Consider the following 26,699-nt stretch of genomic DNA (forward strand, 5'->3'; position numbering starts at 1 on the left):
ACGTTAGCGTTTTTCAAATGCTAGTGCTTTAAGCAGATTTAGCCAGGATGTTTTGTTGTTCAAAAATTCGCAGCTGAGATTCTCAATCGTCATATGCTGCGCCATGGCCGCAAGACGTAGCAGGTTGTAAGCATCATCTTCCCCTAACTGAAACGCTTGCATCACCTGTATTTGCGCGGAGAACAGGTACCTGCGCGCGCGCAGACGTTCCTCCTGACGCTTAAGTTGTTGTTCCAGTTGGGCAAAACGCGCTGCACTCTCAAGCGCCAGCGTGAAGGCAGTCATCACGCCGTCGAAGCGCACCGGTTTACGCATATAGCTGTCAATTTTCTGCTCAGTGATCCACTGCAGTCGCGAAGGTGTTTCCATCGCGGTGAGCGCAATTTTAGGTAAGGGCGGCCAGGGCAATTTGTTGGTGGGATGAAACAGCGCTGGGTTGTCGCCATCGAACACCAGTAACTGTTGCCCGACGAGCTGCTCTTCATCTGGGAAGGCCGGGAAAAATTCTCCCCGAATGCCCATACGGGAAAATTGTTGCTCCAGGTGATGATTATCACGATCCGCACAGCCCATCACGCACACTTTGAGTCCGCGCATTTGCACGTTTTTTCGGCTCATGTGCGCTCTCCATCCTGATTCAGATTATCGAAATCGGTCCAGGCTAACCAGGGGTCAGGCTTTACCGGTTGTGGTGCCTGCCAAAAACTTTCTAGCTTGCCATCATGACAGCGCGCCAGATGCGGCGTCAGCCAGCTGTGATTATTATCGGCATCAATTCGGATCGGTCCGGCGGGGGAATCCATCTCATCTTTAAGCACGGCAGCACGCACGGCCTCAACGTCATCATCACCTTGACGGTTGATAGCGCGCGCCAGCAGGTGTCCCGCCAACCAGGCACTTTGGCTGTCAACGGAGGGGGACACGTCTTCGCCAAAACGCTGGCGGTAGCAGCGTAAAAAATCGTGGTTGGCGGCACTGTCGATGGACTGAAACCAACTCGCTGAGACCAGATATCCTTCAAGAGCTTCTGCGCCAATCATGTTCACTTCCGGCTCGCACAGCGTCAGGCTTAACTTTAAGACGTCGTTGAGCCAGGGCTGCTGTTGGCTGGCCCGATGCCAGGCACGGTAGAAACTGTACGCACTTTTTCCCACCATGGTGTTGAGTAGCACCCTGGGCCGCTGCGCGATAATATCGGTAATCAGCTCATCGACATTCTCTTCACCGAGCGGCAGTAACTTGCTGGCTAATACTTCGCCACCAGCCGGGATGACCGCTTCACGCGTGATGCGATCCATCTCCCATGACCAGACGTAATTCGACCCCACGTGATACATCGCGACATCCTGCTGCTGCAACAGCCACTTCAGAAGCGGCAACACATGCTGATTGGGCGTCGCCCCCAGATAAATTACGCTGTTACTGCTTTCAAAACCTTCATAGCGTGCGGAGTGCCACAGCAGAGCGTTGGCAGATTCGATGAGCGGGAGAATGGTTTTGCGGGCCGCTGACGTGTAGCAACCAATCACATGACGTACACCGTGGCGATAAAGTAAGTCGTGGCAGTCGTCATAATATTTATCCAGCGAACCGCCAGGGTCACGCACCACTGGCGCGAGGGTGAAGTGATAATCAGGGTTGGCGTTGATCTCTTCAATCGCCAGCAGGATGCCGTTGAGCATTTCGCGGCCGATCACGGCATAATCGCCGGATACGGAGTAAAGGATGCCAATCGGAATGACACTCTTTGGCGGGGGTGTGGCAGACATAGAGTCTCCTGGTGATTAAACGTCTTTCCTGTTCTGGCGGCAGGGTGGCCGCCAGAACATAACGACATACATCAGCTTTAATAAGAGCGACTGTTGCACCGTTGAAGACCACGACAGTCATAACAGGCCGCTCCTTGTGTTTACTGACTGGACGGCATGACCAGTGGGGTGTAATAGTGCGGCTGGCGCATCAATACCAGATCCTTTCGCCTCACTACATGATTAGGATATGCGGTTTCCGCTGACCCGGTAGTCACATCCAGCACCGCCAAGCCATCCGTGCCCGGCACTTTGATTTCGGTACGTGGAAACGCAAACGTATCCGGGCCGAACACACCGCTCAGCCCAAAACTCATGCCGGTCGCTGGCGTCCAGTTGGCAAAGGCCAGCCAGACATTGTTCTCGCCCGCGCGTACGCGAGGTAATAGCCAGTGATACGGGTCGGCACCGCGCGGAATCGGCCAGGCGTGCGGGATCTCCGTCCCCGTATGCGCCAGCGGGATCGGCGTGTTGAGCAGGGCGGGACAGGCGATGATGTCGCACCCTTCCAGTGCCAGAATGCGTGCTGCCTCTGGTACCAGCAAATCTTCACCCAGCAGAATTCCCACGCGTCCACAGGGTAGATCGCAGGTCACCCATTGATTGCCTGCACTGGCCCATTGCTTATCGTTTTCGCTGAGGTGAATTTGTCGATAGTGCGCGTTCAACCCCGCGCTGCTTACCAGCAGCGCACTGTTATAAAATTGCTGACCTTCGCACTCGGCAAATCCAGTTAACAACGCGATATCCAGCTCAATCGCCAGTTTTAACAGGCACTGAATCGGCTCATCGTTAATCGCAAGCGCATTGTTTCTGCCTTCACCGCCCGTCAACGCTCGCTCTGGCAAAATCAGCAGTTCAGCACCGCGTGCTTTGGCCTGCTCCGCCCAATGACGAATCATCAGCAGATTTTCGGAGATGTCACTGGCCGGATGAAACTGCGCTACAGCGATACGTGAATCTTTGGCGACAGGCAGGGGATCGCCGCCGTACAAGCCGAAGAAATCCTGTGGATTCCACACAAAGGTGTTGGTCATCAGGCGCTGATACAGCTCAGGACGTCGTTTGCGCAGTGAAGGATTCTCAACAGACAGCGTTAACTCGGCCGCTATCACCCCATCGCCACCATCACAGCTGGCCAGAATGATGCCGTTCTGGTCAACGATGCAACTGCCGCCACTAAACTGTACGCCACGCTCCCAGCCCCAACGGTTACTCTCAATCAGGGCGCAGCCATTTTCCCAGCCGCGATTTAACCAGTAGGGTGCGGGTGTCCGTTCGGCCAGCCAGTTACTGATATGACAGATAATTTGCGCACCACCCAACGCCGCCAGGCGAGCCGTTTCGATAAAGTGGATGTCCATACAAATCAGGAGGGCGATGTTGCCGATTTCAGTAGCAAAGACCTGATGCCCGGCATCACCGTTGGCGGCCCACTTGGGTTCAGAAATATATGGGTGGGTTTTGCGATGAACGCCAATCACACCTTGCGGGCCGACTAAAACAGCACTGTTGTAATAGATGTCTGTGACAGAGTCGCGCTCTGGCATGCCAAACACCAAATAACAATGGTACTCACGCGCGATAGCGGCAAAAGCCTGACTGGTCGCGCCATCAGCCGTTTCTACAAAGGGCGCAACTTCCGCACGATCCTGCCAGCAATAGCCGGTGGTGGCCATTTCTGGCATGACAATCAAACGGGCGCCATCACGGGCCGCCTGGCTGGCAAGTTGCAGCAGACGCGCGACGTTTTCTTCTTTACGAAACTGCGTGGGTTCAAACTGAATTGTGGCAACGTTAACGTTCATTATTCGGCCTCCTTGCTCAGCATTGGATTGAGAACGGGCTTTGGCCCCTGATAAACGTCAGACGGTTTCCACTCGGTCTGCATGTCTTGCGGGAACGTCTTGAAGTAATAGCGACCGCGTGTGGCGACGCTGATTGCAACGTGCAGCACCGGACCTACCAGCATGGCGATAAACGACGCGTAAACCATAGGATAAACACCGAGTACGCCCGCAGCACCGATGGCTACCGCAACGCAAAGGGCGATGACGCCGCTGGGGTTCCACATCCGCAGATACTCTTTGCGGAACTCGACAAAATCTGACGGCGCAAGGTGCAGCACTCTGCGGCACACATAGTAGTCAGCGAGGATAATGAACACCCAGGTATTGGTCAGAATGCCGGTAATCGACAGGAAAGTGCCGGTGTACTGCAGAATGTTGCAGACGTAGAACAACACGCCGAGCAGCCAGACCAGCAGCATCCACCATTGACGGCCTGGACGATAGTTAAACGCCATATCCATGGTATTCGACAATGCGATGGATCCGGAGTAGAGGTTCAGCACGTTAATACGAATCTGTGTAATCACAGCAAACAGCACGCCGGTCAGCCCAATAATCAGCGGGAAGACGAAGCCTGGATCTAATGCCAGTGACCAGACATCCTCTCCCTGAATGTGTGGCATCAGGGTATAGGCCATAAAGGCGCCGAACAGCATCACCACCACAATCGGAATCAGCATCCCCAGCATAATGGTCGCCGTGCCTTTATGGCTGATACCAGGACGAGCGAAGCGGCCATAATCGGTGGCCATCAGGCCCTGAAACACAATCTGTCCATTGGCCATGTTCATCACCAGCCACAGCGCATTGCTGTCGACTTCCGCTTTAGGCTGCCAGCCACTGAAGCCCACAGACGGATAATGGTGCGTGAGTTGCCAGATGCAGAAACCGAACAGCAAGATGAAGATCGGCACGCCCCAGGTTTGCAGGAACTGCATTGACGACATGCCTTTCCACACAAACCAGATTGCCGCCAATCCCATTAATGCAAAAATCGCAATGCCCGTGAAGGAGTTAACCGGGACGCCCGCGTAGTTCGCAATGGCATGCGACACGATGGTGCCTTCGAACAAGAAGTAAAAGATGAAGTTGATGGCATAGATTAGCGAGGTAAAAGCCGACCCCATATATCCGAAGCCCAGGCCTCGCGTCATCAGATTGAGCGACAGGCCCTCTTTACTGGCCATTTTCATAATGCAGGAACCGATTATGGTGGCAAACACCACCATATAGGCGATAGGTAACAGCAGCAGCGGCCAGCCGACCTGATAGCTCATATCCGCGCCGAGGCTGAACCAAAACATGGCGGTCGAGTTTCCCAGTAACACTAAAATGATGGCCGGGATCGGCCAGCGATAGTGGGAGGGAACACGCCCAACGGCATAATCTTCCACGGCTTCCGCTTCGGTGATGTCTTGAGGTCCCTGAAACCACGCTTTTAACTTGCTCATAATTTTACTCCAATAAAAAAAGCCCCGCCGACAGCATTGCCGGTGGGGCTTCTTCGCCTGAATTCGATGTATTGGAGTGGCAGAGTGCCACAAACCGCTTACCAGACTTCGGCGCCTGTTCCTGACATGCAGGATGCGGTAGACAGTAATAAGCAATTACCGTGCCAGAGGGTAAATGAGAGTGTTTCAACACCTGATAGGCAGTTTTCCACGTGAACGAGCCTTATGACGGTGCAACTTGCACCGTCATTGATCGTGCTAACGTTATCTGCCAATCAACCAAATGGGTTGTTATTCGAGAGGGATGAGTGAGCAAAAATGAACGGGCTGGGCAATCGGCAGGCAATAAAAAAGCCGATGACTGTTTCCAGTCACCGGCTTTATCGAACATAGCGAAATTACGCGTTCAGCAACTGATTCGCGGTTTTCTCCACCAGCGCCAGCAAGACTTTGATGTCTTCCAGCGTCACGGTTGGGTTCAGCAGCGTCAGTTTCAGGCAGGTAACGCCCTGGTTTTCAGTCACGCCAACGTTAGCACGGCCTGAATCCAGTAAGGCGTCGCCGATGCGCTGGTTGAACAGAGCAATCTGCGCGATATCGGTCAGTTGCTCTGGACGATAGCGGAACAGCACGCTTGCCAGTTGTGGCTGCATCACCAGCTCAAGGCGTGGTTCTGTCGCAACAAACTTCGCCACTTCCTGTGCCAGCGTCACACCGTGGTCGATGATCGCGGCATACTGTTTCTGGCCCAGCGCTTCAAGACCCATCCACAGTTTCAATGCATCGAAACGACGCGTGGTCTGCAGAGATTTTGAAACCAGGTTAGGAACACCGGCTTCTTCATCGAACTCAGAGTTCAGGTAAGCCGCCTGATAACGCATCAGCTCGTAGTGACGCTCGTCTTTCAACAGGAATGCGCCACAGCTGATGGTCTGGAAATACTGTTTGTGGAAGTCGAGAGTCACCGAATCCACTAACTCCAGGCCGTCCAGGTAGTCACGATATTTTTCAGACAGCAGCAGTGCACCGCCCCAGGCTGCATCGACATGCATCCAAATGTTGTGCTCAGCCGCGATGCCCGCGATTTCGCGAAGTGGATCAATCGCACCCGCATCGGTAGTACCAGCCGTCGCGACAATCGCCAGAATCTGCTCGCCATTGGCTTCGGCCTGTGCCAGTTTGGCTTTCAGGTCATTAACGTCCATGCGTGCGAACTGATCAGACTTCACCTGCACCACAGAATTGTAGCCGTGGCCAAGCAGCGCCATGTTTTTCTGTACCGAGAAGTGCGCGTTCTCAGAACACAACACTTTGATCTTACGCAGATCGCCAGTGATGCCGTCCAACTGCACTGAATGACCTTGACGCTGATAGAACGCATCACGCGCCAGCATCAGACCCATCAGGTTGCTTTGGGTGCCACCACTGGTGAACACGCCAGCATCGCCTGCTGGATAACCCACCTGTGCACGCAACCATTCGATCAGTTTGAGCTCAATGATGGTGGCAGAAGGGCTCTGATCCCATGAGTCCATACTCTGGTTGGTGGCGTTGATCAACACTTCGGCAGCCTGGCTAACGACCAGGCTAGGGCAGTGCAAGTGCGCCACACATTGTGGGTGGTGCACTGACAGGCTGTCTTTCAGGAAATACTCAATCGCGCGTTCAATCGCGGCCTGGTTACCCAGGCCGTTTGGATTGAAGTCGAGCGTGATACGCTCGCGCAGTTCGGCAACGCTTTTGCCTTGATACATCTCAGGCTGTTGCAGCCACTGCACAACCGCGGCGCTGCTTTGGGCAATCGCCTGCTGGTACGCCTCAATGCTCTGTGCAGAGGCGGCCAGAATCGGGTTTACTTCAGACATTTACTCTTCCAATCAAACAGGTTTGACGCCAGCGCCAATCAGCGCCTGCTCAAATTTATCCAGGAAAATCGCCAGCTCTTCGTTGGTGATCAGCAGTGACGGCAACAGACGCAGTACTGCACCGTGACGACCGCCACGCTCCAGAATCAGACCTGCTTCGAAGCATTTCTTCTGCAGCAGTGCTGAGAGTTCACCATCAGCCGGCAGGCTACCCATATGGTCAGCCGCTTCGTTTGGTTTAACGATCTCGATACCGATCATCATGCCCAGACCGCGGATGTGGCCGATAACCGGGAAGCGTTTCTGCATCTCAGCCAGCTGTGCTTTCAGCCATTCACCTTGTTCAGCCACTTTACCGGCGATGTTCTGCTCGGTCAGGACTTTCAGGGTGGCCAGACCGGTTGCCATCGCCAGCTGGTTGCCGCGGAAGGTGCCGGTGTGGTGGCCAGGAGACCAGGCGTCGAACTGCTTTTTGATACCCAGAACAGCCAGTGGCAGACCACCGCCCACAGCTTTAGACATCACGATGATGTCTGGCTCAATGCCAGCGTGTTCGAAGGCAAAGAATTTGCCGGTACGGGCAAAGCCTGCCTGAACTTCATCAAGAATCAGCAGAATACCGTGTTCCTGAGTGACTTTACGGATGCGCTGCAGCCACTCGACCGGAGCAGGGTTCACACCGCCTTCACCCTGAACAGCTTCCAGGATAACGGCTGCAGGCTTGCGCACGCCGCTTTCCACGTCGTTGATCAGGTTTTCGAAGTAGTAAGTCAGGGCTTTCACACCCGCTTCACCGCCGAGACCCAGTGGGCAACGGTACAGATGCGGGTAAGGCATAAACTGCACTTCTGGCATCATGCCGTTAACGGCTTCTTTCGGTGACAGGTTGCCAGTCACAGCCAGCGCACCATGAGTCATACCATGGTAACCACCAGAGAAGCTGATCACGCCGCTACGGCCAGTGACTTTCTTCGCCAGCTTCAGTGCTGCTTCAACCGCATCCGCACCGGAAGGACCGGTGAACTGCAGGCAATATTCTTTACCCTGGCCAGGCAGCAGCGAGAGCAGAGATTCTGAGAATTGATCTTTCAGAGGTGTCGTCAGATCAAGAGTATGTAACGGCAAGCCGCTGGTAATGACATTTTGGATGCTCTGCAGAACATCAGGATGGTTATGACCAAGTGCCAGCGTCCCTGCGCCAGCCAGGCAGTCAAGATATTGTTTATTCTCGACATCTGTGATCCACACGCCGTTGGCTTTGGCAATCGCTAAAGGCAACTTGCGCGGGTAGCTCCTGACGTTTGATTCAAACTCAGCCTGACGGGCTAAGAAAGCGTCGTTGTTTCCATTGAATGCGTTGGCACCAAAATTATCAATACGGACTTTATCCGTCATCATATCTCTCCTTCAACCGGGGCTCGTGATGGCTGGCCGATTGACTAGTTGAACAAAAAAGTATCAGTGGTTTAAAAAACGCGGCCAATATAGAGCCTTTTGACGTACATCACAATGATTTATTTTGTTTAGATTTGTTTATTCTTTTCATATAGGAATCAGGGCGTTGGCCACTAATTGGCCGGCTATTTTAGCGCCAGCAGATGAAGTGGTTATTAAATAATCGTGTTAATAAAAAGACTTATGCCCGCCAGAGCAATCCAGGGACCAAAAGCAAGGGGTTGATTAAGGTCACGTTGCCAGCCCATTTTGGCGATAAACAGCGCACAAATTGCCCCGCTACAAGCCAGTAACAGTACATAGGGTAAGATTGCCCAACCCAACCACGCGCCTAATGCTGCCACTAACTTTGCGTCTCCCAAACCCAATGCCAGTCTCCCGCTAAAATATTGATACATATAGCGGATTAGCCAAAGCGCGCCGTAACCCCCCACCGCACCAAAGACGGCATCATGGAGTGAGCCTGGTAGCCATTCGCCTGCTTTTAATAATAGCCCAAGCCATAGCAATGGCAGGGTGATTACATCTGGCAACAAATAATGCTCGTAATCGATGATCGCGACGGTCAGCAGTAGCCAAAACAGCATAAGTAAGGCGAGCAATGATTTATCAACCGGGAGGATCGCGACAAATACCAGGCTGATTGTTGCACAGGCAGTTTCTGTTAACGGATAGCGCAGGCTGATAGCACAACGGCAAAAATGACACCGACCGCGTAGTAACAGCCAACTCACTAACGGGATATTGTCTCGCCAGCGCAAACATTTTTTGCAAACCGGACAGTGTGAAGCCGGTTGCCGTAAATCCACGCTATTGCCGGGCTGTAAAAGCTGCAGAGGTACGCGATAAATAACGACATTAATAAAGCTACCGATGCTCAAGGCTATCACCGTTGCCAGCAACCACAATATCCACTCCATGTTGACCTCTTGTTCCTTTCCGGTTATATCGAAAAGAAACCTACGCCTGAAGCGCGAAGGAGGCGAGTATCAAAGGGGAATTACGGTGTTTTACATCGCATTTCACGATCGGTGTTCAGGCGATGAGGAGCATATGCCGATCGTGACTGACCCGTTACCGCTTCCCCGTTGGGAGGAGGTGTGCCAAAAACTTTTCAGCAGATAAACAGGTGGTGCAGAGCAGTGGAAATGGGACGGCGTCCGTGGCGATGAGGGATGCGTTTAGCGCAAGGCGCACAGCTTACCATGCTAACAGCAACCCATGCATCATGACTGCTGTTTGAACATCTGGATAGCTTCCTGCACATTGCTGGTCGCCAGGGACATCACACGGTCATTATTGAGGAACACGTCATAGTGACCCGCATTGTAGCGGAAGACATAGAGGTCTCCGCGGAAACGTAACCCTTTTGTTTTCACCCCAATATGATGGCGACGCAGGGCGGCCTGCGCCAGTCTGTCAGCTCCGGTGTTCATCTTCATCCCCTCCAATCGTTTCAACGCCAATATCCCGACATAGAGTATGGTTTGAAGCTTAGCTTAACCTTAAGAACAGCGCTGCGACTTTGCTAACACACTGTTTAATTGTCATTTTTCCTTCATCTTCAGATTTCAATTTTTGGTGTTCAGAAAAGCAGCAAATGAAATGTTTCACGTATTTAGTCATCTTGATGAAACTTTGGTGACGACTAAATAGCGGGACACAACGGTTGAGCGTACATCTTCTACCAATCCTCAACATTTAAGAAAAAAGCCAGCTTGCGCGTTACCCATTTAATGTTCAGTTAAGTTTTCATCCGTATTTTGTTCTACGAGCAATAAGACAGGTGTGCTTAAGTTTTTTGCTGTAGATTAAAAAATTAACACTTAGTGCTATCTAATTTTTTCTGTGTAATCTAAGTTTAAACAGCAAGTTACTGAATGTTGTTATGAATCTGAATCACTGCACACTGCAATTGGTCCTATTGCAGGCAATTTTAGGTGTCAAACGTTAAGGTAAACTTATGACTTTTCTTCCATTCTCGCGCCCCGCTTTGGGCGAGGAAGAGTTAGCGGCAGTAAAAGAGGTTTTTGAATCAGGCTGGATCACCACCGGCCCGAAAAATGCGGCGTTGGAACAAGCCTTTTGCCAGTTAACCGGCAATCAACATGCGATTGCTGTCAGTTCCGCCACGGCAGGCATGCACGTCACCCTCCTCGCGTTAAACATCCAGCCGGGTGATGAGGTGATCACACCTTCACTGACGTGGGTATCCACCATCAACATCATTACGCTGCTGGGTGCAACGCCAGTGATGATTGATGTTGACCGCGATACGCTGATGGTCACGCCTGAGCAAATTGAAGCGGCCATCACGCCTCAGACGCGTGCCATCATTCCGGTGCATTATGCCGGTGCTCCTGCGGACATTGACGCCATTCGCGCCATTGGTGAACGCCATGGCATCACAGTGATCGAAGATGCGGCACACTCTGCAGGTTGTTATTACAAAGGTCAGCATGTCGGAAATAAGGGCACGGCTATTTTTTCTTTCCATGCCATTAAAAATATGACGTGCGCGGAAGGTGGCTTAATTGTTACCGATGACGCTGAGTTGGCCGATCGCATGCGCAGCCTGAAATTTCACGGCTTGGGTGTTGATGCTTATGACCGTCACACGCATGGCCGTAAACCGCAGGCTGAAGTGATTATGCCTGGGTTTAAATATAACTTGCCGGACATTAGCGCTGCGATTGCTCTGGTTCAGTTGGACAAACTGCCCGCCATCAATGCTCGCCGTGCAGAGATTGCCCAACGCTATCTAAAAGAACTGGCTGATACGCCATTCCTGCCATTGTCTCAACCCACCTGGGCGCATCAACACGCCTGGCATTTGTTCATCATTCGCGTTGATGAAGCGCAGTGTGGACTCAGCCGCGATGCGTTGATGGAAACGCTGAAAGCACAAGACATCGGCACTGGTTTGCATTTCCGCGCGGCACATACCCACAAATATTATCGCGAACGCTACCCACAACTTTCCTTGCCAAACACGGAATGGAATAGCGACCGCATTTGCTCAATACCGCTGTTCCCAGATATGAGCGATGACGACGTTAGCCGCGTGATCGGCGCATTACGTCATATCGCTGGAGTTTGATTGACATGCTCGAAGAAAAAGATATTCGTAAAGTCTCCGTGGTGATCCCGGTTTACAACGAAGAGGAGAGCCTGCCAGAGTTGGTGCGTCGCACCGATGCGGCATGTGCTGTGCTGAATCTCGATTATGAGATTTTGTTGGTGGATGACGGCAGTAGCGACCGCTCAGGTGAGATGATCGCCGATGCCGCTGACATGCCCGGAAGCCATGTGGTCGGCGTATTGCTGAACCGCAACTATGGACAACACTCGGCAATCATGGCCGGTTTTAGCCATGTATCAGGCGACCTGATTATCACACTGGATGCGGATTTGCAGAATCCACCTGAAGAGATCCCCAATCTGGTGCAAGCCGCTCAGCAGGGGTATGACGTGGTCGGTACTGTGCGTCAAAATCGTCAGGACAGTTGGTTTCGTCGCCGCGCTTCCCGCACCATCAACCAGCTGATTCAACGCGTCACCGGTAAAGCGATGGGTGACTATGGTTGCATGTTACGTGCTTATCGCCGTCACATTGTCGATGCCATGCTCAACTGTCACGAGCGCAGCACTTTTATTCCTATCCTGGCCAACACCTTTGCGCGCCGCACGATTGAGCTGCCTGTCGCCCACGCCGAGCGCGAATTTGGTGATTCGAAATACAGCTTTATGAAGCTGATCAATTTGATGTACGACCTGGTGACTTGCCTGACCACCACGCCACTGCGCCTGCTGAGTATTGTTGGCAGTCTGATTGCATTGGCCGGTTTCGCCTTCTCACTGGTACTGATCGTATTGCGTCTGTTCCTCGGTGCCGACTGGGCCGGAGACGGGGTGTTCATGCTGTTTGCGGTGCTGTTTATTTTTGTCGGCGCGCAATTTATCGGTATGGGCCTACTCGGCGAATACATCGGCCGAATTTACAACGACGTCCGCGCTCGTCCGCGCTACTTCATTCAACGTGTTATTAACTCGCAGAAAGATGTCTCCTCTGTACAGGAAATTGAGCAATGAAAACTATCGTCTTCGCCTATCACGATATGGGCTGTGCAGGTATTACTGCGCTGTTAAATGCGGGTTTCGAAATCAGCGCGATCTTCACCCATGCTGATTCTGCTAATGAGAACCACTTCTTTGGTTCTGTCGCCCGTTTGGCGGCAGAGCAGGGTATCGCGGTGTATGCGCCGGAAGATGCTAACCATCCGCTGTGGGTCGACCGCATTAAATCCATGGCACCGGATTACATTTTCTCCTTCTACTATCGCAATCTGCTCAATGACAGCATCCTCAGCAGCGCGCGCCTGGGCGCTTTTAACCTGCATGGTTCACTGCTGCCTAAATATCGTGGGCGCGCGCCACTTAACTGGGCGTTAGTGAATGGCGAGACTGAAACCGGCGTGACCCTGCATCGCATGGTAAAACGCGCGGATGCAGGCGATATCGTGGCACAGCAGCGTGTCGCCATTGATGAACAAGACAACGCCTTAACTCTGCATCGCAAACTGACAGCCTGTGCTACACAACTGCTGGAGCAGGCACTGCCAGCGATGAAACGTGGTGAAATTGCGGCAATTCCTCAGGATCACAGCCAGGCGACGGTGGTGGGACGTCGCACACCAGAAGACGGTCGCATTATGTGGGAACAGTCTGCACAGTCAATCAACAACCTGGTTCGTGCGGTCACCGATCCATGGCCGGGCGCATTTGCTTTCGCGGGAACCGTGAAGTTTGTCGTGTGGAAAGGGCGCGTACATGCTGATGCGCCAAAAGCGAAGCCAGGCACAGTGATTTCCGTTGAGCCTTTCCTGATTGCTTGCGGGGAAGGTGCACTGGAAGTGGTGACCGGACAAAGTGAAAATGGCGTCTATATGAACGGCAGCCAGTTGGCGCAGAGTCTGGGGATGGTGCCGGGCGCACTGTTGTACTCTCAGCCGGTTGCAGCCGTTAAACGTCGTACGCGTGTACTGATCCTGGGTGTAAACGGATTTATCGGTAACCACTTGACCGAACGTTTGCTGCAGGATGACAACTTTGAAGTTTACGGTCTTGATATCGGCTCTGATGCTATCAGCCGTTTCCTCGATCAGCCGCGCTTCCACTTTGTTGAAGGTGATATCAGCATTCACTCAGAGTGGATCGAATATCACATCAAAAAATGTGACGTGGTGTTGCCGCTGGTTGCGATTGCTACGCCAATTGAATACACCCGCAACCCGCTGCGCGTGTTCGAACTCGATTTTGAAGAGAACCTCAAGATCATCCGCGATTGCGTCAAATACAAAAAGCGCATCATCTTCCCTTCCACGTCAGAAGTGTACGGCATGTGCACCGATAAACACTTCGATGAAGATCACTCCAACCTGGTGGTGGGGCCGATCAACAAACAGCGCTGGATCTATTCGGTTTCCAAACAGCTGCTGGACCGCGTGATTTGGGCTTATGGCGAAAAAGAAGGGCTGCGTTTCACGCTGTTCCGTCCTTTCAACTGGATGGGCCCGCGTCTTGATAACCTCAACGCTGCGCGTATTGGTAGCTCCCGTGCGATCACCCAATTGATCCTCAACCTGGTAGAAGGTTCGCCGATCAAGTTAATCGACGGTGGTGCACAGAAGCGCTGCTTCACTGACATTCGTGATGGTATTGAAGCTTTGTTCCGCATCATTGAGAACAAGAACAACAACTGCGACGGTCAGATCGTCAACATCGGTAACCCGGAAAATGAGGCGAGCATCAAAGAGCTGGCGGAACGTCTGCTGGCAAGCTTCGAACGTCATCCGCTGCGCAACCAATTCCCACCGTTCGCCGGTTTCCGCGAAGTAGAGAGCAGCAGCTACTACGGTAAAGGTTATCAGGACGTCGAGCATCGTAAGCCGTCAATCAAAAATGCGCGTCGCTTGCTGGACTGGACGCCGACCATTGAGATGGATACCACGATCGATAACACGCTGGATTTCTTCCTGCGCACCGTTGAGTTGCAGGATAAGCCATGAAGAAAATTGGTTTGCGCGTAGATGTTGATACCTGGCGTGGAACCAAACTCGGCGTTCCGGCGCTGCTAGAGCAGTTTAGCCTGCATCAGTTGCAGGCCAGTTTCTTCTTTAGCGTTGGGCCGGATAACATGGGGCGCCACTTGTGGCGCCTGATGAAACCGCGCTTCTTATGGAAAATGCTGCGCTCGCGCGCAGCTTCACTCTACGGCTGGGATATTTTATTGGCTGGTACGGCCTGGCCAGGACGTGAGATTGGCCGCGGTCTGGAGGAGATCATCAGCGCCGCAGCCGATCATCATGAAGTCGGTCTGCACGCCTGGGATCACTTTGCCTGGCAAACCTGGGCAGGCGTGTGGTCAGAAGAGAAGTTGCTGGAACAGATTTCGCGTGGGAAAGCCGCACTGGAAGCGATTATCGGTGACGCTGTCACTTGCTCTGCCGTGGCCGGATGGCGGGCGGATGGCCGCGTTATCGCCGCTAAGCAGACCTTCGGTTTCAGCTACAACAGTGATTGTCGTGGTACTGGACCCTTCTTGCCGCGTCTGCGTGATGGCAGCTTAGGCACGGTGCAAATCCCCGTGACATTGCCTACATGGGATGAAGTCGTCGGACAGTCGGTTAGCGCCGCTGACTATAACGATTTCATTCTTGAGCAGATGCTCGCAGCCGAAGGATCGCCGGTGTACACCATTCATGCTGAAGTTGAGGGCATTATCGGTTCTAAGGCGTTTGGCGAGTTATTAACCCGCGCGGAGCAACAAGGCATTCACTTCTGTCCTCTGAGCGAGTTGTTACCTGACGATCTCAGCACACTCCCGCAGGGCAATCTGGTACGTGGGCATATACCCGGACGCGAAGGCTGGCTGGGCTGCCAGCGCTAAACGTTAACAGGAAACTTTATAGGAACCACGGATGCGTACAGGCACCAAAACGGCGCTGCTGCTGGCGCTTTTCGCGCTTTATTATCTTATCCCGGTCGAATTCCGCGCCTTGTGGCAGCCGGATGAAACCCGCTACGCTGAAATCAGCCGTGAAATGCTGGTCAATGGCAATTGGGTGGTACCGCACTTCTTTGATTTGCGTTATTTCGAAAAGCCCATAGCGGGTTATTGGGTCAACAATATCGGCCAGCTCTTGTTTGGCCATACCAACTTCGGTGTACGCGCCGGTTCGATTTTTTGCACCACGCTCAGTGCAGTGCTGATTTATTGGCTGGGTCATCAGATGTTTGCCAGCCGGAAAATCGCTCTGACCGGCAGCATCATTTTTCTCACTTCGCTTCTGGTGTATGGCATTGGCACTTACGCGGTGCTGGATCCTATTCTGCTGTTGTGGATGGTTGCCGCGATGTGCAGCTATTGGCTGGTGGCGCAAGCTTCTACTACGCAACAGCGTCTCTGCGGTTATGTGCTGCTGGGCGCAGCCTGCGCGATGGGCTTTATGACTAAGGGCTTCCTTGCGCTGGCGGTGCCGGTATTGGCGATAGTGCCCTGGGCGATTTGGCAAAAAAGCTTCGGCGAGCTATTACGCTGGGGACCTTTGACGATCATCGTTGCCGCACTGCTCAGTGCGCCGTGGGCGCTGGCCATTTATCGCCAGGAAGGGGATTTCTGGCATTACTTCTTCTGGGTTGAGCATATTCAGCGCTTTGCAGAGAAAGATGCACAGCACAAAGCCCCCTTCTGGTATTACCTGCCGGTGTTGCTGGCGGGATGCCTGCCGTGGCTGGCGCTGCTGCCGGGCTCACTGATGGGCGCATGGCGCCAGCGTCGTCAACATGCGGGAGCCATTTACCTGTTAAGTTGGGTGATCTTGCCACTACTGTTCTTTAGCATCGCTAAAGGGAAACTGCCGACCTACATTCTGCCGTGCTTTGCACCTTTAGCACTGTTGATGGCGCATTACGCCCACAGTGGTTCTGCACAGTTAGTGAAGGTGTTTAAAGTTAATGGCTGGATAAACCTGCTGTTTGGCGCCATAACCACCTTAGTCCTGTTGGTGGTGGTTGCGCCATGGGGATTGGCGCACAAGCCCGTTTATACCCATGATGAAATACTGCCGTTAATCTGTGGCGTACTGGCCTTTGCCGGCTGGGGCATTATGGGGTGGTTCAGTCTCAAACCGGGTGCCTGCCGTTGGCAACTGGCGGCGCTTTGTCCGTTAACGCTGGCGCTACTGATCGGCTTCGCAATACCGCAGAAGGTTCGTGATTCCAAACAGCCGCAGAGTTTTGTACAGGCTGTGCATCATCAACTGGCAGACAGCCGTTATCTGCTGGCTGACAATCCTGGCATCGCGGCTGCAGTGGCATGGGAAACTGAGCGCAGTGATATCACTTTCTATGATGCCAAAGGCGAACTGCAATACGGTCTTAGCTATCCCGATGCGAAAACGCGCTATGTTGATGGCGCAGCATTTGCTGACTGGCTGCGTGAACATCGTCGCCATGGCAAAGTGTCCGTAGTGATGATGCTCAACTCGGGCGAGAACGGGCCTGACCCTGCAATGCCAACGCCGGATGACGTTTATCGTCAAGGTCGACTGGTCTATTACGGTTATAACGCGACACCATGAACCTGTTGCTTATTCTTCTGGTCAGTTTGTTGAGCTGCGCCGCCCAGCTTTGTCAAAAGCAGGCGGCGTATCTGGGGATGCGCCACGGCAAGAAGCAGCTCATCTTGTGGATTGCGCTGAGCCTCTTTTTGCTCGGCGTGGCGATGTTGCTGTGGCTACTGGTATTGCGTGTGGTGCCGGTCAGCGTGGCCTATCCGATGCTGAGTCTCAACTTCGTATTGGTGGCCATCGCAGCTAAGTTGATCTGGCGTGAGACATACAGCTTGCAACAATGGTTCGGTACGCTGGCGATTGTTGCCGGGGTCGCGCTGATGGGGAGCCACCTATGAAAGGGGTGATCCTCGCGCTGTGCAGCGTGCTGCTGGTGTCGCTGGCGCAATTGGTCCTGCGTGCCGCGATGCTACATTTCCCGCCATTGACTGCAATCCTTAGCCCGCAATTCTGGCAGCATCTGCAGCCGCTGCTCCTGCTGTGCCTTGGACTGGGAGCCTATGCGTTGTCGATGCTGTGCTGGATGCTGGCGCTGCGCCATTTGCCGCTTAACCGGCTCTATCCGCTGCTGAGCCTGAGTTATGTGTTGGTGTGGCTGGCAGCTATTTCGTTGCCAATGTTTGGTGAAGCCTTCCGCTGGAGCAGTTTTGCCGGTGTTATATTGATTGTGCTCGGATTGTTGTGTGTGTCGCTGCCGCGTAAACCTTAGCCGCAGAACGTTAGAAGTGACAGGCGATCCCCATGGAACCAAAGCGGGGACCACACCTCGTCGATGAGTTGCATGGCGTGACGCTGTCACCTTATCAGTCGTAAATGCTTTTCACTGAGGTCTGCGAGCGAGGGTGCACCCAGCATGCCCAGATCGCGACTGACTTCATTAGTGATGAGGTCAATGGCCCACTCAACGCCCGATGTTCCGCCTACCGCACTTGCATAGTTAAAAGGCCTGCCAACAAAGCAGGCCCTTGCCCCCAGCGCCAATGCTTTGATGACGTCGGTGCCACGTCGGATGCCGCTGTCCATCATCACCGTCATATTTCCCGCAGCGGTGACAATCTCGGGCAGGACACAAATCGGCGGGATCACCGTATCCAACTGACGACCGCCGTGATTCGAGACCACAATGCCGTCGATGCCAATGGATCTACAGCGCAATGCATCATTTCGACTCAGAATTCCTTTAATCACCATCGCGCCCGTCCAGCGCTGACGAATATGTTCGATATGCTGCCAGGTGAGATGGCTGCGCCCACTGAAGTCACGCACGGCATTTTTGGAAAACAGCGGTGCGCCACGCACTGCGTTGTTGTTCTCGAAATAAGGTATGCCCGAGGTCAGTAAGGTTTTCAACAGTGTGCCGTAAAGCCAGCGGGGATGGGTGACGCCTTGCCACGCCAAGGCCAGACTGGGGCGGAATGGCGTGGAAAATCCGGCGCGCACGTTGTTTTCCCGGTTAGCTTTGACCGGCGTATCCACCGTCACGACCAGTACGGATATGCGCGCACGTTTGACGCGATCCACCAACGCATCAATCTCTTCCAGCGTCTTTGGCAAATAGGCCTGGAACCACATCGCCGGATTAGCCGCGGCCACGTCTTCCAGTGGAATCAACGAGGAACCGCTCATAATAAAGGGGACGTTCTTGCTCGCCGCTGCCCGCGCTAAAGCAATATCGCCCTGAAAACCGGTGATGGCAGAGATGCCCATCGGCGCAATACCCACAGGCGCCGCATAGCGATGCCCAAACAGATCTACCTCAGTATTACGTTGCGACACATCGACCATGTTTTCCGGTATCAGGCCGTAATGAGCATAGGATTGCTGAGTGTGATGGAGCGCAATGTTGTCCTCAACACCACCGGACACATAAGCGAACAGCGGATGGGGCAGACGCTTTTGGGCATATTTCTCGAAATCATTTAACGAGAGGCAACGTTGATACAGTTTGCGCATGGGCTAGCGATTCAGCTGTGAGGATAAAGAAGAGAAAAGTCATGCTATTGCAAGAAGGGGATCTGGCAAATGCTTTAAATGGCATTGCATATCTGAATAAAGCATATGGGCGCACCTTAGTGCGCCCATCGTTAATTAATGTTGTTCCCAGGTATGATATTCGCCATCACGTCGGCCTGGAGCCGTTTCAGGCAATCGCAGCAGGCCTACAACGGAAATCACCCCCAGTACCGCAACATACAGCGCCAGGCCATACCAGTGCCCATTGGTGGCCTGCAGGATTTTCACCGCGACTAAGCCAAGCACGCCACTGCCAATTAACGATCCCACCTGCCAAATCACTGCAATGCCGCTGCAGCGAATATGCGTCGGGAACAGTTCCGGGAACCAGGAAGCCTGTGGGGCGTAGCACATACTGTGGCCCAGCGTCAGCGCGACAATCATCGCAATTTGCGTTAGCCAGTAGCTGTTTTGGGACAGGGCATAAAAGAACGGCACGATGGAAATCACAATCAGCAGTGCACCCATCATGTATACCGGTTTGCGACCGATCTTATCGGATAACGCCCCCATCAGCGGAATGGCAAATACCTCGAGAATCACCGCTACAATCATGCTGTTCATCAGTATGCCGGCGTCGAGATTGTTGGCTTTGCCCCACGCCAGGATAATCACCGTGAAGAGGGCAAAGGCGCAAGCTTCAATTAATTTAGCCGCCACACCATTGATGACTAATTTCGGATTACCGCGAATCACTTCTTTTAACGGACGCGATTCGGCGGCCTTGGTTTCGCGAATGGCGGCGAACACTGGCGATTCATCGATGCGTAAACGAATAAACAAACCCACGATGACCAGCACTGCGCTCAGTAAGAAGGGTACGCGCCAGCCCCAATCCATCATTTGTTCCGCGCTCAGGGAGGCATTAAGAATTGCGAACAGTGCCAGCGGCAGCAGGAACCCAACCGGCGCACCGATTTGTACCCAGCTGGCAAAAAAACCACGACGTGATGCTTGCGAATATTCTGCGGTCATCAGGACCGCGCCAGCTTGTTCGCCGCCCACGCCAAAACCTTGCAGCAGGCGAATAGCGATCAACAACACCGGTGCCCAGATGCCGATCTTTTCATAGGTTGGCAGCAAGCCAATACAAAAAGTACCGAGACCCACTATCAGGATGGTGGCCACCAGCGCTTTTTTACGTCCCACTTTGTCACCAATATGGCCAAAAACGATGCCGCCAATCGGCCGGGCGAGGAAGCCAACGGCATAAGTTGCAAACGCGGCGAGGGTGCTGATCAAAGGGTCGTGGCTGGGGAAGAACAGGTGGCCAAAAAACAGCACTGCAGCCGTGCCATAGGCAAAGAAATCATAATATTCCGCCGCGGTGCCAATCGCAGAAGCACTGGCGACACGACGAATGAGTGAGGTGTGATTTCCCTGTGCCGTTTGGGTCTGAGTAAAAGTGGAAGATGCCATAGTCAAAATCCTGCAGGTTTATAATTTTAGACTACCATACAAGGATGTTTGTTGGTTTGTTGCGCGAACGATCACAAATTTACGATGGCGCGAATTTACATCCTCGCTTTGATTCCTGCCTTCGATAATCGACAGCATATCAATTTTGAGTCAATTATTTCCGACCCGCTACAGCGCTGCGCTTATTAATCTTCATAACATTAACATTCAAAATAGAATGGATCTATTTCACTGGGAAATTGTTTTTTCTGTTATCTGCGAATATCGATAATGAGAAGATATAAACCTCAATAAACCCAGTAATGAATGGACTTTAAATTTAGACTAATACATTGATATAAATGAAGATGAAGTCATTAAGTTATTCCGTGTTACCTGCTGATTTTCAAGGGTTAATTCTTAATTTGACTTAAACCTCCCTGTTCACCTTAACTCCAGCTAGACGTTTTCTTTACGAAATGGTGAGATAACTCGACATAATAGGCTCTCCATTCTTGTTCTCACGTTTATTAAACCAACCGTCATGCACGGTATTAGTTTTTGCCGCGCGAAAAATATTATTTTCTCTCTGGAGGAAAGGATGTTGTTTAAATTAAAACCGCTGGTTATCAGCTTGCTGGCTGCACAAGGCATTATAATTCCTGCGATGCAAACCAATGCCGCCGTTATTCAGCCCTTTGACCCTGCGAAAAATGACAACAAAGTGGGGGTGTTTTGCGTGTGCAACGGCAGCACACAATCGCTAACGGGGTTGCCGCAATTTACGCCGGGTAAAAGTGGCGAATTGCAGGTCTCCATTGGCGAGTTACAGGATCAAGGCCGGTTGGTGACAGATAACAACTTATTAGGAAAAGAGAGGTTGAGTCTGGGGGCGCAGGATTTCACGATCTCTGTGCCTAATGAGGATCACCGCTCTTACAGCAATTTCCAGACTTACAACACTGCCGCGTTAAGCAATCTCGCGCCGGTCGATAGCAGCACCCTGGTCACCGATTTCGAAGAGGTGAAGAATCAGCAGTACATTGATGCGCGTGTTGCCTCAGTGAGTAATGGCACTATCAACGTGCAACTAGGCACTGAGGGAGCCAGCACGGTGGCAAATGGTTGGGAGATGGCGGCAAAGCAGAGCCGCTTATTCACTGCCAGCAACAAAGGCAACATGAACTGGGATTCGGATAACCGCATCACTTTCACCGCCACGCAGATTCCTGCCGTGTCGCGGTGGGGTCTGAATGTGGACAATCTGGTGGCGTATAATGGCGCATTCAGTGTGACCAGCCTGTATGGCGACACCACCGACTTTAACGTGACGTCGTTGAGCGACCTGCAAAATTACAACGACTGGCTGATTGAGCAACTGCAGAATGGCCAAATTAGTTCCGCTGACTACAACAACGAATTTAATAAAGCAGTGACGCTCAGCAGCGGGCAGGTGGTGTGGGGAGTGAATACCCCGGATGACGATGAAGCTTTCTTGCCAATAGGCGAGCGCGTGGTACTCAGCGCTGACGGTGCCAATGCGCGTGCCACTATTGAGGCAGGAAAAACACTTGAGGTCGCGAATGCCAATGGCGGGGCCATGCGTGCAGACAATGGCGCTACCGCAACCATAAACGGCAAGCTCGCCAGTACCGGCAGCGGAATCACCGATAATGATGCTCTGGTATTAACCAATGGCAGCAGCGGCATCAACAACGGTGTGATTAATAGCGGTTTCTTTAATAACGCCGATGGGAGTGGCATTGATACCAGCACGCTCGGCATTAACGGATTAGCGGTAAATGCCAGTGATAGTCACTTTATCAGCAACGGCATTATCAACAGCACGGGTTCAGCCGTCCTGCTGGATAACAGCGAAGGGGTGAATAACGGCACCATCAATCTGGTCGGCGACAACGGCAGTGCGACAGCGGTGACGCTGAGCGGCAATGCGAGCACCTTTACTAATAACGGCACAATCTATCTTGGCCGTACGCCGCAAAATCATCCCGGTGATGCAACGTCTGACGTTATGCTGGATAGCGCCACCGGTATCCTTCAGTTGGGTCGCAACAGCGCAGTCAACAACGGCCACATCATCATGGATTCGGGCGTACAAAGCGGCGCGGCGATGAGCGTGTCTGGCGGCGCGGATGCCGTCACCCTGAATAATGGCGTCATTGATGTCAATGGTCGCGGCACTGGACTGGCGGTGATGGACTCTGGCAGCGGCGGTCAGGTGGGCAATGCCGGAGTGATTAACCTGAATGGTGATAACGGTACCGGCCTGTTGGTGACGGCGAATGACGGTGGTTTTGCGCACGCCTGGTCTGATGGACAAATCAATATTGTTGGCAATGCAAATGTCACGGAAGGAACACGTAACACCGCAGTATGGGTGAAGGGTATCGATAGCGGGGTCGCTTCGGCGGAGATCAGCGGACCGATCACCTTAAACGGAGTTGGCGCGATTGGGATACGCGCGGAAGGCAATGCCACGGTGAATGTGTCGCAGGCGGCTCTACCCACGGGTAATAGCGGTGCCGATCAAATCACCTTTCTCGCTATGGGGCCGAACGCAAAAATTTTACTGCCCGAGAATGGCCACTACGGCGTAACGGGAGATAACGCATCCATCTTTCGTGTGCAGGATGGCGCGAGCTTTGATGGCAGTGGCATGACGTTAACTTCAAACGGCAACCTTTCCACCGCCGTCCTGGGCAGTGGTGATAACACCACGGTCAGCACTGGCAATGCCATCTTTAATCTCGGCGAAAATGGCATCGGGTTGCGTATTGAGGGTGCTGCGCAGGGCACGATTGACGCTGCAACCACCGTCAATATGAATGGCATACATAGCATCGTGGCACAGGTACAAGGCAATCGTACCGACCTCAATGGCAATATTACCAACTCCACAACGCTGCCTTACACCAACACGCTGCTGACTAACAATGCCAATATCTATGGCTCGCAGGATCGGCAGATTGGTTTTATTGCCAGTAGCTCTGGGCAGCTGATCAATAACGGTGATATCGCGCTGGAAGGCAGCAACACGGTGGGGATTGGCTCGCTCGGCGGGAATGCCACCAACAATGGCACTGTGTCGATCACGAATGGCAGTAGCGGGCTTTACTCCGAGGGTTATACCTATTCGGTTGGCGCTCGTGCGACCAACAACGGCACGATCAATGTCTCCGCCGGCAATGCCAGCGCGACACAGCCTTCCGTGGGCGGCGTAGCTTTTGGGGACGCAGCTTATTTCTACCAAAATGGCACCATCAATCTGTACGGTGAACATGCGGTGGGCGCGCAGGCGGGCAATGGCGGAACGGTAGTGATTGGTGAAGGCAGTCAAATTGCATTCCATGCTGCCAATCAAATCGGTTATCAGGCGCTTGAAGGCTTTAGCAGCATCAGCAACAGCTCTAATCTGACGACGGATGCGGAGAACATCTCGTTACTGAGTGCAGGCGACGGCGGCTATATCAATAACCAGGGTACCGTCACCGTCAATGGCAACAACAGCCGCGCGGTTGCACTGACGGATGGCGGCCTTCTGGTCAACAGTGGTTCGATTTCCGCTTATAAAGGTGTGGCTTTGGATGCCTCATCAGGAGCGTCAACTTATCGGCAAAACAGTGGACAGATCTATTCCGAAGGGACCGCTGCCATTCGTGTTGGCAATGGCGGTTCGCTTAACATTATTGGTGATGGGCAAGGCGAACAGTACAACAGTTATAGCAGCAATATCTGGTCCAGCGGTGACGCAGACACGGTGTTGATTGATAACGGTGCCGCAGGATTTATCGCCGATCATGTGGAATTGAGTGGTGCCCGCAATCTTATTAATAACCGCGCTGAAACCAGCAATATTGCACTGAATTATGTGCGACTGGACGTCAATGGCGGTAATGGCATTCGCTCGGCAACGTCGTTCGGCTATGACGACCATGTTTATATCAACGTCAGCAGCAACAGCCTGACCAACGCGCCCGGCATCGGCTATCTGTTTGCTAATGAAGATGGTTCTGTCACCCACAACGATTTGACCCTCGGTCCTAATTACACCATTTTCCTTTCGGGTGCCAATACTACCGGCGTACGCGCTAATACGACCGGCAGAGTGATCAACGAAGGCTTTATCGGTGTGTATGACTTTAGTGGCGGATCGGCGATTGTCACTGACACCGCCAGTGAAGTGATTAACCGGGGCAGTATCGTCTCAAACAGTAAAGTCTCACCGGTGATTGATCTGCGCGGAGGGCAAACACTGTTTATCAACCAGGGGCAAATCAGCGCCACCTTCCCGGATATTGAGGTGGTGGCGGGCGGCGCGACCAGCGACCGCATTGCACTGATGTCAGGCAGCGTGGTGGGGGATGTGAATACGGGGGCCGGTAACGACATCGTGCAGGTGTCCGGCGGCACGCTTAATGGCAGCGTGACAATGGGGAGCGGCACTAACCAGGCGCTGGTGGAGAAGGTTGATTTGGCCAATACCCGGCACATCACCACGCAGAATGGCGCAGGCAGCACGCTCTATTTTAATGACATCAATGCGCGCGGCGGGTCATTTAGCGCCGATGACCTGAGCAAAGGCACCAACCTTGGCGGTGGCTGGAGCACCATCAACTTCGATAACACTCAATGGACGTTGACCGATAATCTGAAACTGGCGCACAGCACCATTAATATCGGCGAAGGCTCAACGTTGTATGCGGGCAACGGCGTCAATCCACTGCTGAGTGGCGCCACCGACGGTTCGCTGGTGGTGAATAATGCCGGTACGCTGGATCTGACTAATGGCAATGGTGTTCCGGGCAACACGCTAACCATCGATGGCGATCTCAATTCAGCTGGCGGACGCGTGAAGCTCAATACGCAAATTGATACAGGCGTCAGTGACAGTGTGCGTGTGAATGGCAATACCAGCGGCACCACTCTGCTGGATGTTAACCCGACGGGGAACCGTCTGGCGGTGATGACGCCTGAACAGGGCATTGCACTGGCGCAGGTAACCGGCAATGCCAGTGCTAACAGCTTCGCGCTGGCAAAGGGCTATGTCGCCGCGGGTCCTTATCAATATGGCCTTTACAGCAGTTCAAACGGAACCGGTCAGGATTTTCGTCTCGCGAGTAACTTTGTCAGCGATGCAGCAGATAATGCGGTGCGTCCACAACTTACGCCTCAGATGCCATCTTATATTTCTGCGCCGGTCGGGCTGGCCTACTACAACATGGCGGTGATGGATGATCTGCATAAGCGACTGGGAGAGCTACGTCAGGATTCAGGCAGCAGCGCGGGCAATGGCGGTGAGATGTTTATCCGTTATCTGGGTTCCAATCTCACTTACAAGACGGATCGCAGCCTGAGTCAAAACGGCTACGATTTCGATCTTGATTACAGCGCAGTGCAACTGGGCGGCAATCTGATTCATCTGCAAGGCGCCAGCGACAGTTTGCGAGCCGGGGTGGCCTATACGCGCGGTAATGCCCGTATTCGTCCCGATGCAGCGGACGGTTACAGCTCGACCACTTTCGATAGCGATACCTTGTCGCTGTACGGCACCTGGCTGCGTGACAGTGGCTTCTATGTTGATGGGGCACTGTCATTCGACTGGCATCGTGGCGATACCGATATTGCGCGGCAAAAAGAGGTGGGCAAACTGAAAGGCAATGGCTGGGGCGCCTCACTGGAAACCGGCTATCCGTGGCAGTTGGGCAATGGCGTACGTCTCGAACCGCAGGCGCAGTTAATGTACTTGCAACTTAACATGGATGATCTGGTTGATCGCGATAACACACGCGTCAGTTGGGGCGATTATGATCAAACCATTGGCCGCGTGGGCGCGCGTCTGGATCGCACCTGGCAAGATACAGCCGGCCAGCAATATACGCCTTATCTGCGCACCAGCTATACGCGTGGTTGGGGAGGGGCGGCCACTACGCGAGCGGGCATTAACGGCGGCGCGGACAGTGTCAGTTTCGACAGCGGGAAGTTCGGACAGATGTGGGATGTGGGCATCGGTGGTACGGCCGTGCTAAAAGGGAATCTCTCATTGTATGCCGAGGCCGACTATCGTCAGGAAATTGACGGTAACGGTACGAAAGGCTGGCGCTATAACGGCGGGGTTCGCTGGCAATTCTGATCGCGTTTACCTTACGCCAATATCCATTGGCGTAAGGTTTTTCTTATTTCCTCTCTCAAATGTTTAAATACATAC

Annotated in this window: 18 protein-coding genes; 8 read left to right on the forward strand and 10 right to left on the reverse strand. The window is 53.1% G+C overall.

Annotated features, from left to right (window positions below):
• Positions 1-3: 3 nt before the first annotated feature.
• The 8 genes from F3J37_RS16040 to F3J37_RS16075 form a co-directional block, all read right to left on the reverse strand.
• Entirely contained in the window at positions 4-618 is a 615-nt protein-coding gene (locus F3J37_RS16040; RefSeq protein ID WP_166934381.1) for an ANTAR domain-containing response regulator, read from the reverse strand.
• Positions 615-1,769: a transporter substrate-binding domain-containing protein gene (locus tag F3J37_RS16045; protein WP_166934383.1), complete on the reverse strand. Its 1,155-nt coding sequence runs from the start codon at positions 1,767-1,769 to the stop codon at positions 615-617. Before F3J37_RS16045 ends, F3J37_RS16040 begins: the two co-directional genes overlap by 4 nt.
• 140 nt (positions 1,770-1,909) lie before the next feature.
• Positions 1,910-3,616 (reverse strand): nitrilase-related carbon-nitrogen hydrolase, encoded by a 1,707-nt coding sequence (locus F3J37_RS16050; RefSeq protein WP_166934385.1) that lies wholly within the window; start codon positions 3,614-3,616, stop codon positions 1,910-1,912.
• On the reverse strand, positions 3,616-5,109 hold the full coding sequence (locus tag F3J37_RS16055) for a purine-cytosine permease family protein (protein WP_166934386.1): 1,494 nt from the start codon (positions 5,107-5,109) through the stop codon (positions 3,616-3,618). The genes F3J37_RS16050 and F3J37_RS16055 overlap by 1 nt, the downstream gene beginning before the upstream one ends.
• A 398-nt stretch (positions 5,110-5,507) precedes the next feature.
• Positions 5,508-6,974, reverse strand: coding sequence for a pyridoxal phosphate-dependent decarboxylase family protein (locus F3J37_RS16060; RefSeq protein ID WP_166934388.1), 1,467 nt, complete (start codon positions 6,972-6,974; stop codon positions 5,508-5,510).
• A gap of 12 nt (positions 6,975-6,986) precedes the next feature.
• Positions 6,987-8,369, reverse strand: coding sequence for a diaminobutyrate--2-oxoglutarate transaminase (locus F3J37_RS16065; RefSeq protein WP_034829839.1), 1,383 nt, complete (start codon positions 8,367-8,369; stop codon positions 6,987-6,989).
• Between the two features lie 215 nt (positions 8,370-8,584).
• Entirely contained in the window at positions 8,585-9,349 is a 765-nt protein-coding gene (locus F3J37_RS16070; protein ID WP_166934390.1) for a prepilin peptidase, read from the reverse strand.
• A 306-nt stretch (positions 9,350-9,655) separates the two neighbouring features.
• Complete coding sequence (locus tag F3J37_RS16075; RefSeq protein WP_034829841.1) at positions 9,656-9,865, reverse strand: hypothetical protein; 210 nt, start codon at positions 9,863-9,865, stop codon at positions 9,656-9,658.
• A gap of 527 nt (positions 9,866-10,392) precedes the next feature.
• Here F3J37_RS16075 and arnB point away from each other — a divergent pair.
• From arnB to arnF, 7 genes are read left to right on the forward strand one after another with little or no spacing between them, the layout of a single operon-like run.
• Positions 10,393-11,529, forward strand: a complete 1,137-nt coding sequence (gene arnB / locus F3J37_RS16080; RefSeq protein ID WP_166934392.1) for a UDP-4-amino-4-deoxy-L-arabinose aminotransferase — start codon at positions 10,393-10,395, stop codon at positions 11,527-11,529.
• Positions 11,530-11,534: 5 nt separating this feature from the next.
• A complete protein-coding gene (gene arnC, locus F3J37_RS16085) occupies positions 11,535-12,521 on the forward strand; it encodes an undecaprenyl-phosphate 4-deoxy-4-formamido-L-arabinose transferase (protein ID WP_034829843.1) in 987 nt (328 codons plus the stop codon).
• A complete protein-coding gene (gene arnA / locus F3J37_RS16090; RefSeq protein WP_166934393.1) occupies positions 12,518-14,497 on the forward strand; it encodes a bifunctional UDP-4-amino-4-deoxy-L-arabinose formyltransferase/UDP-glucuronic acid oxidase ArnA in 1,980 nt (659 codons plus the stop codon). The genes arnC and arnA overlap by 4 nt, the downstream gene beginning before the upstream one ends.
• A complete protein-coding gene (gene arnD / locus F3J37_RS16095) occupies positions 14,494-15,378 on the forward strand; it encodes a 4-deoxy-4-formamido-L-arabinose-phosphoundecaprenol deformylase (protein WP_166934395.1) in 885 nt (294 codons plus the stop codon). The genes arnA and arnD overlap by 4 nt, the downstream gene beginning before the upstream one ends.
• Before the next feature lie 31 nt (positions 15,379-15,409).
• A complete protein-coding gene (arnT, locus tag F3J37_RS16100) occupies positions 15,410-17,071 on the forward strand; it encodes a lipid IV(A) 4-amino-4-deoxy-L-arabinosyltransferase (protein WP_166934397.1) in 1,662 nt (553 codons plus the stop codon).
• Positions 17,068-17,400: a 4-amino-4-deoxy-L-arabinose-phosphoundecaprenol flippase subunit ArnE gene (arnE, locus tag F3J37_RS16105; protein WP_166934399.1), complete on the forward strand. Its 333-nt coding sequence runs from the start codon at positions 17,068-17,070 to the stop codon at positions 17,398-17,400. The genes arnT and arnE overlap by 4 nt, the downstream gene beginning before the upstream one ends.
• Entirely contained in the window at positions 17,397-17,771 is a 375-nt protein-coding gene (gene arnF, locus F3J37_RS16110) for a 4-amino-4-deoxy-L-arabinose-phosphoundecaprenol flippase subunit ArnF (protein ID WP_166934401.1), read from the forward strand. The genes arnE and arnF overlap by 4 nt, the downstream gene beginning before the upstream one ends.
• Before the next feature lie 86 nt (positions 17,772-17,857).
• On the opposite strand, the gene F3J37_RS16115 is transcribed toward arnF, so the two are convergent.
• Together F3J37_RS16115 and F3J37_RS16120 are read right to left on the reverse strand one after the other, a co-directional pair.
• Positions 17,858-19,015: an alpha-hydroxy acid oxidase gene (locus F3J37_RS16115; protein WP_166934402.1), complete on the reverse strand. Its 1,158-nt coding sequence runs from the start codon at positions 19,013-19,015 to the stop codon at positions 17,858-17,860.
• 135 nt (positions 19,016-19,150) lie between these two features.
• Complete coding sequence (locus F3J37_RS16120; protein ID WP_166934404.1) at positions 19,151-20,494, reverse strand: MFS transporter; 1,344 nt, start codon at positions 20,492-20,494, stop codon at positions 19,151-19,153.
• Positions 20,495-21,074: 580 nt separating this feature from the next.
• Here F3J37_RS16120 and F3J37_RS16125 point away from each other — a divergent pair.
• Positions 21,075-26,624 (forward strand): autotransporter outer membrane beta-barrel domain-containing protein, encoded by a 5,550-nt coding sequence (locus tag F3J37_RS16125; RefSeq protein ID WP_240154110.1) that lies wholly within the window; start codon positions 21,075-21,077, stop codon positions 26,622-26,624.
• Positions 26,625-26,699 lie beyond the last annotated feature (75 nt).

The sequence above is a fragment of the Candidatus Pantoea communis genome (genome assembly GCF_011752685.1).
GTDB classification, from domain to species: domain Bacteria; phylum Pseudomonadota; class Gammaproteobacteria; order Enterobacterales; family Enterobacteriaceae; genus Pantoea; species Pantoea communis.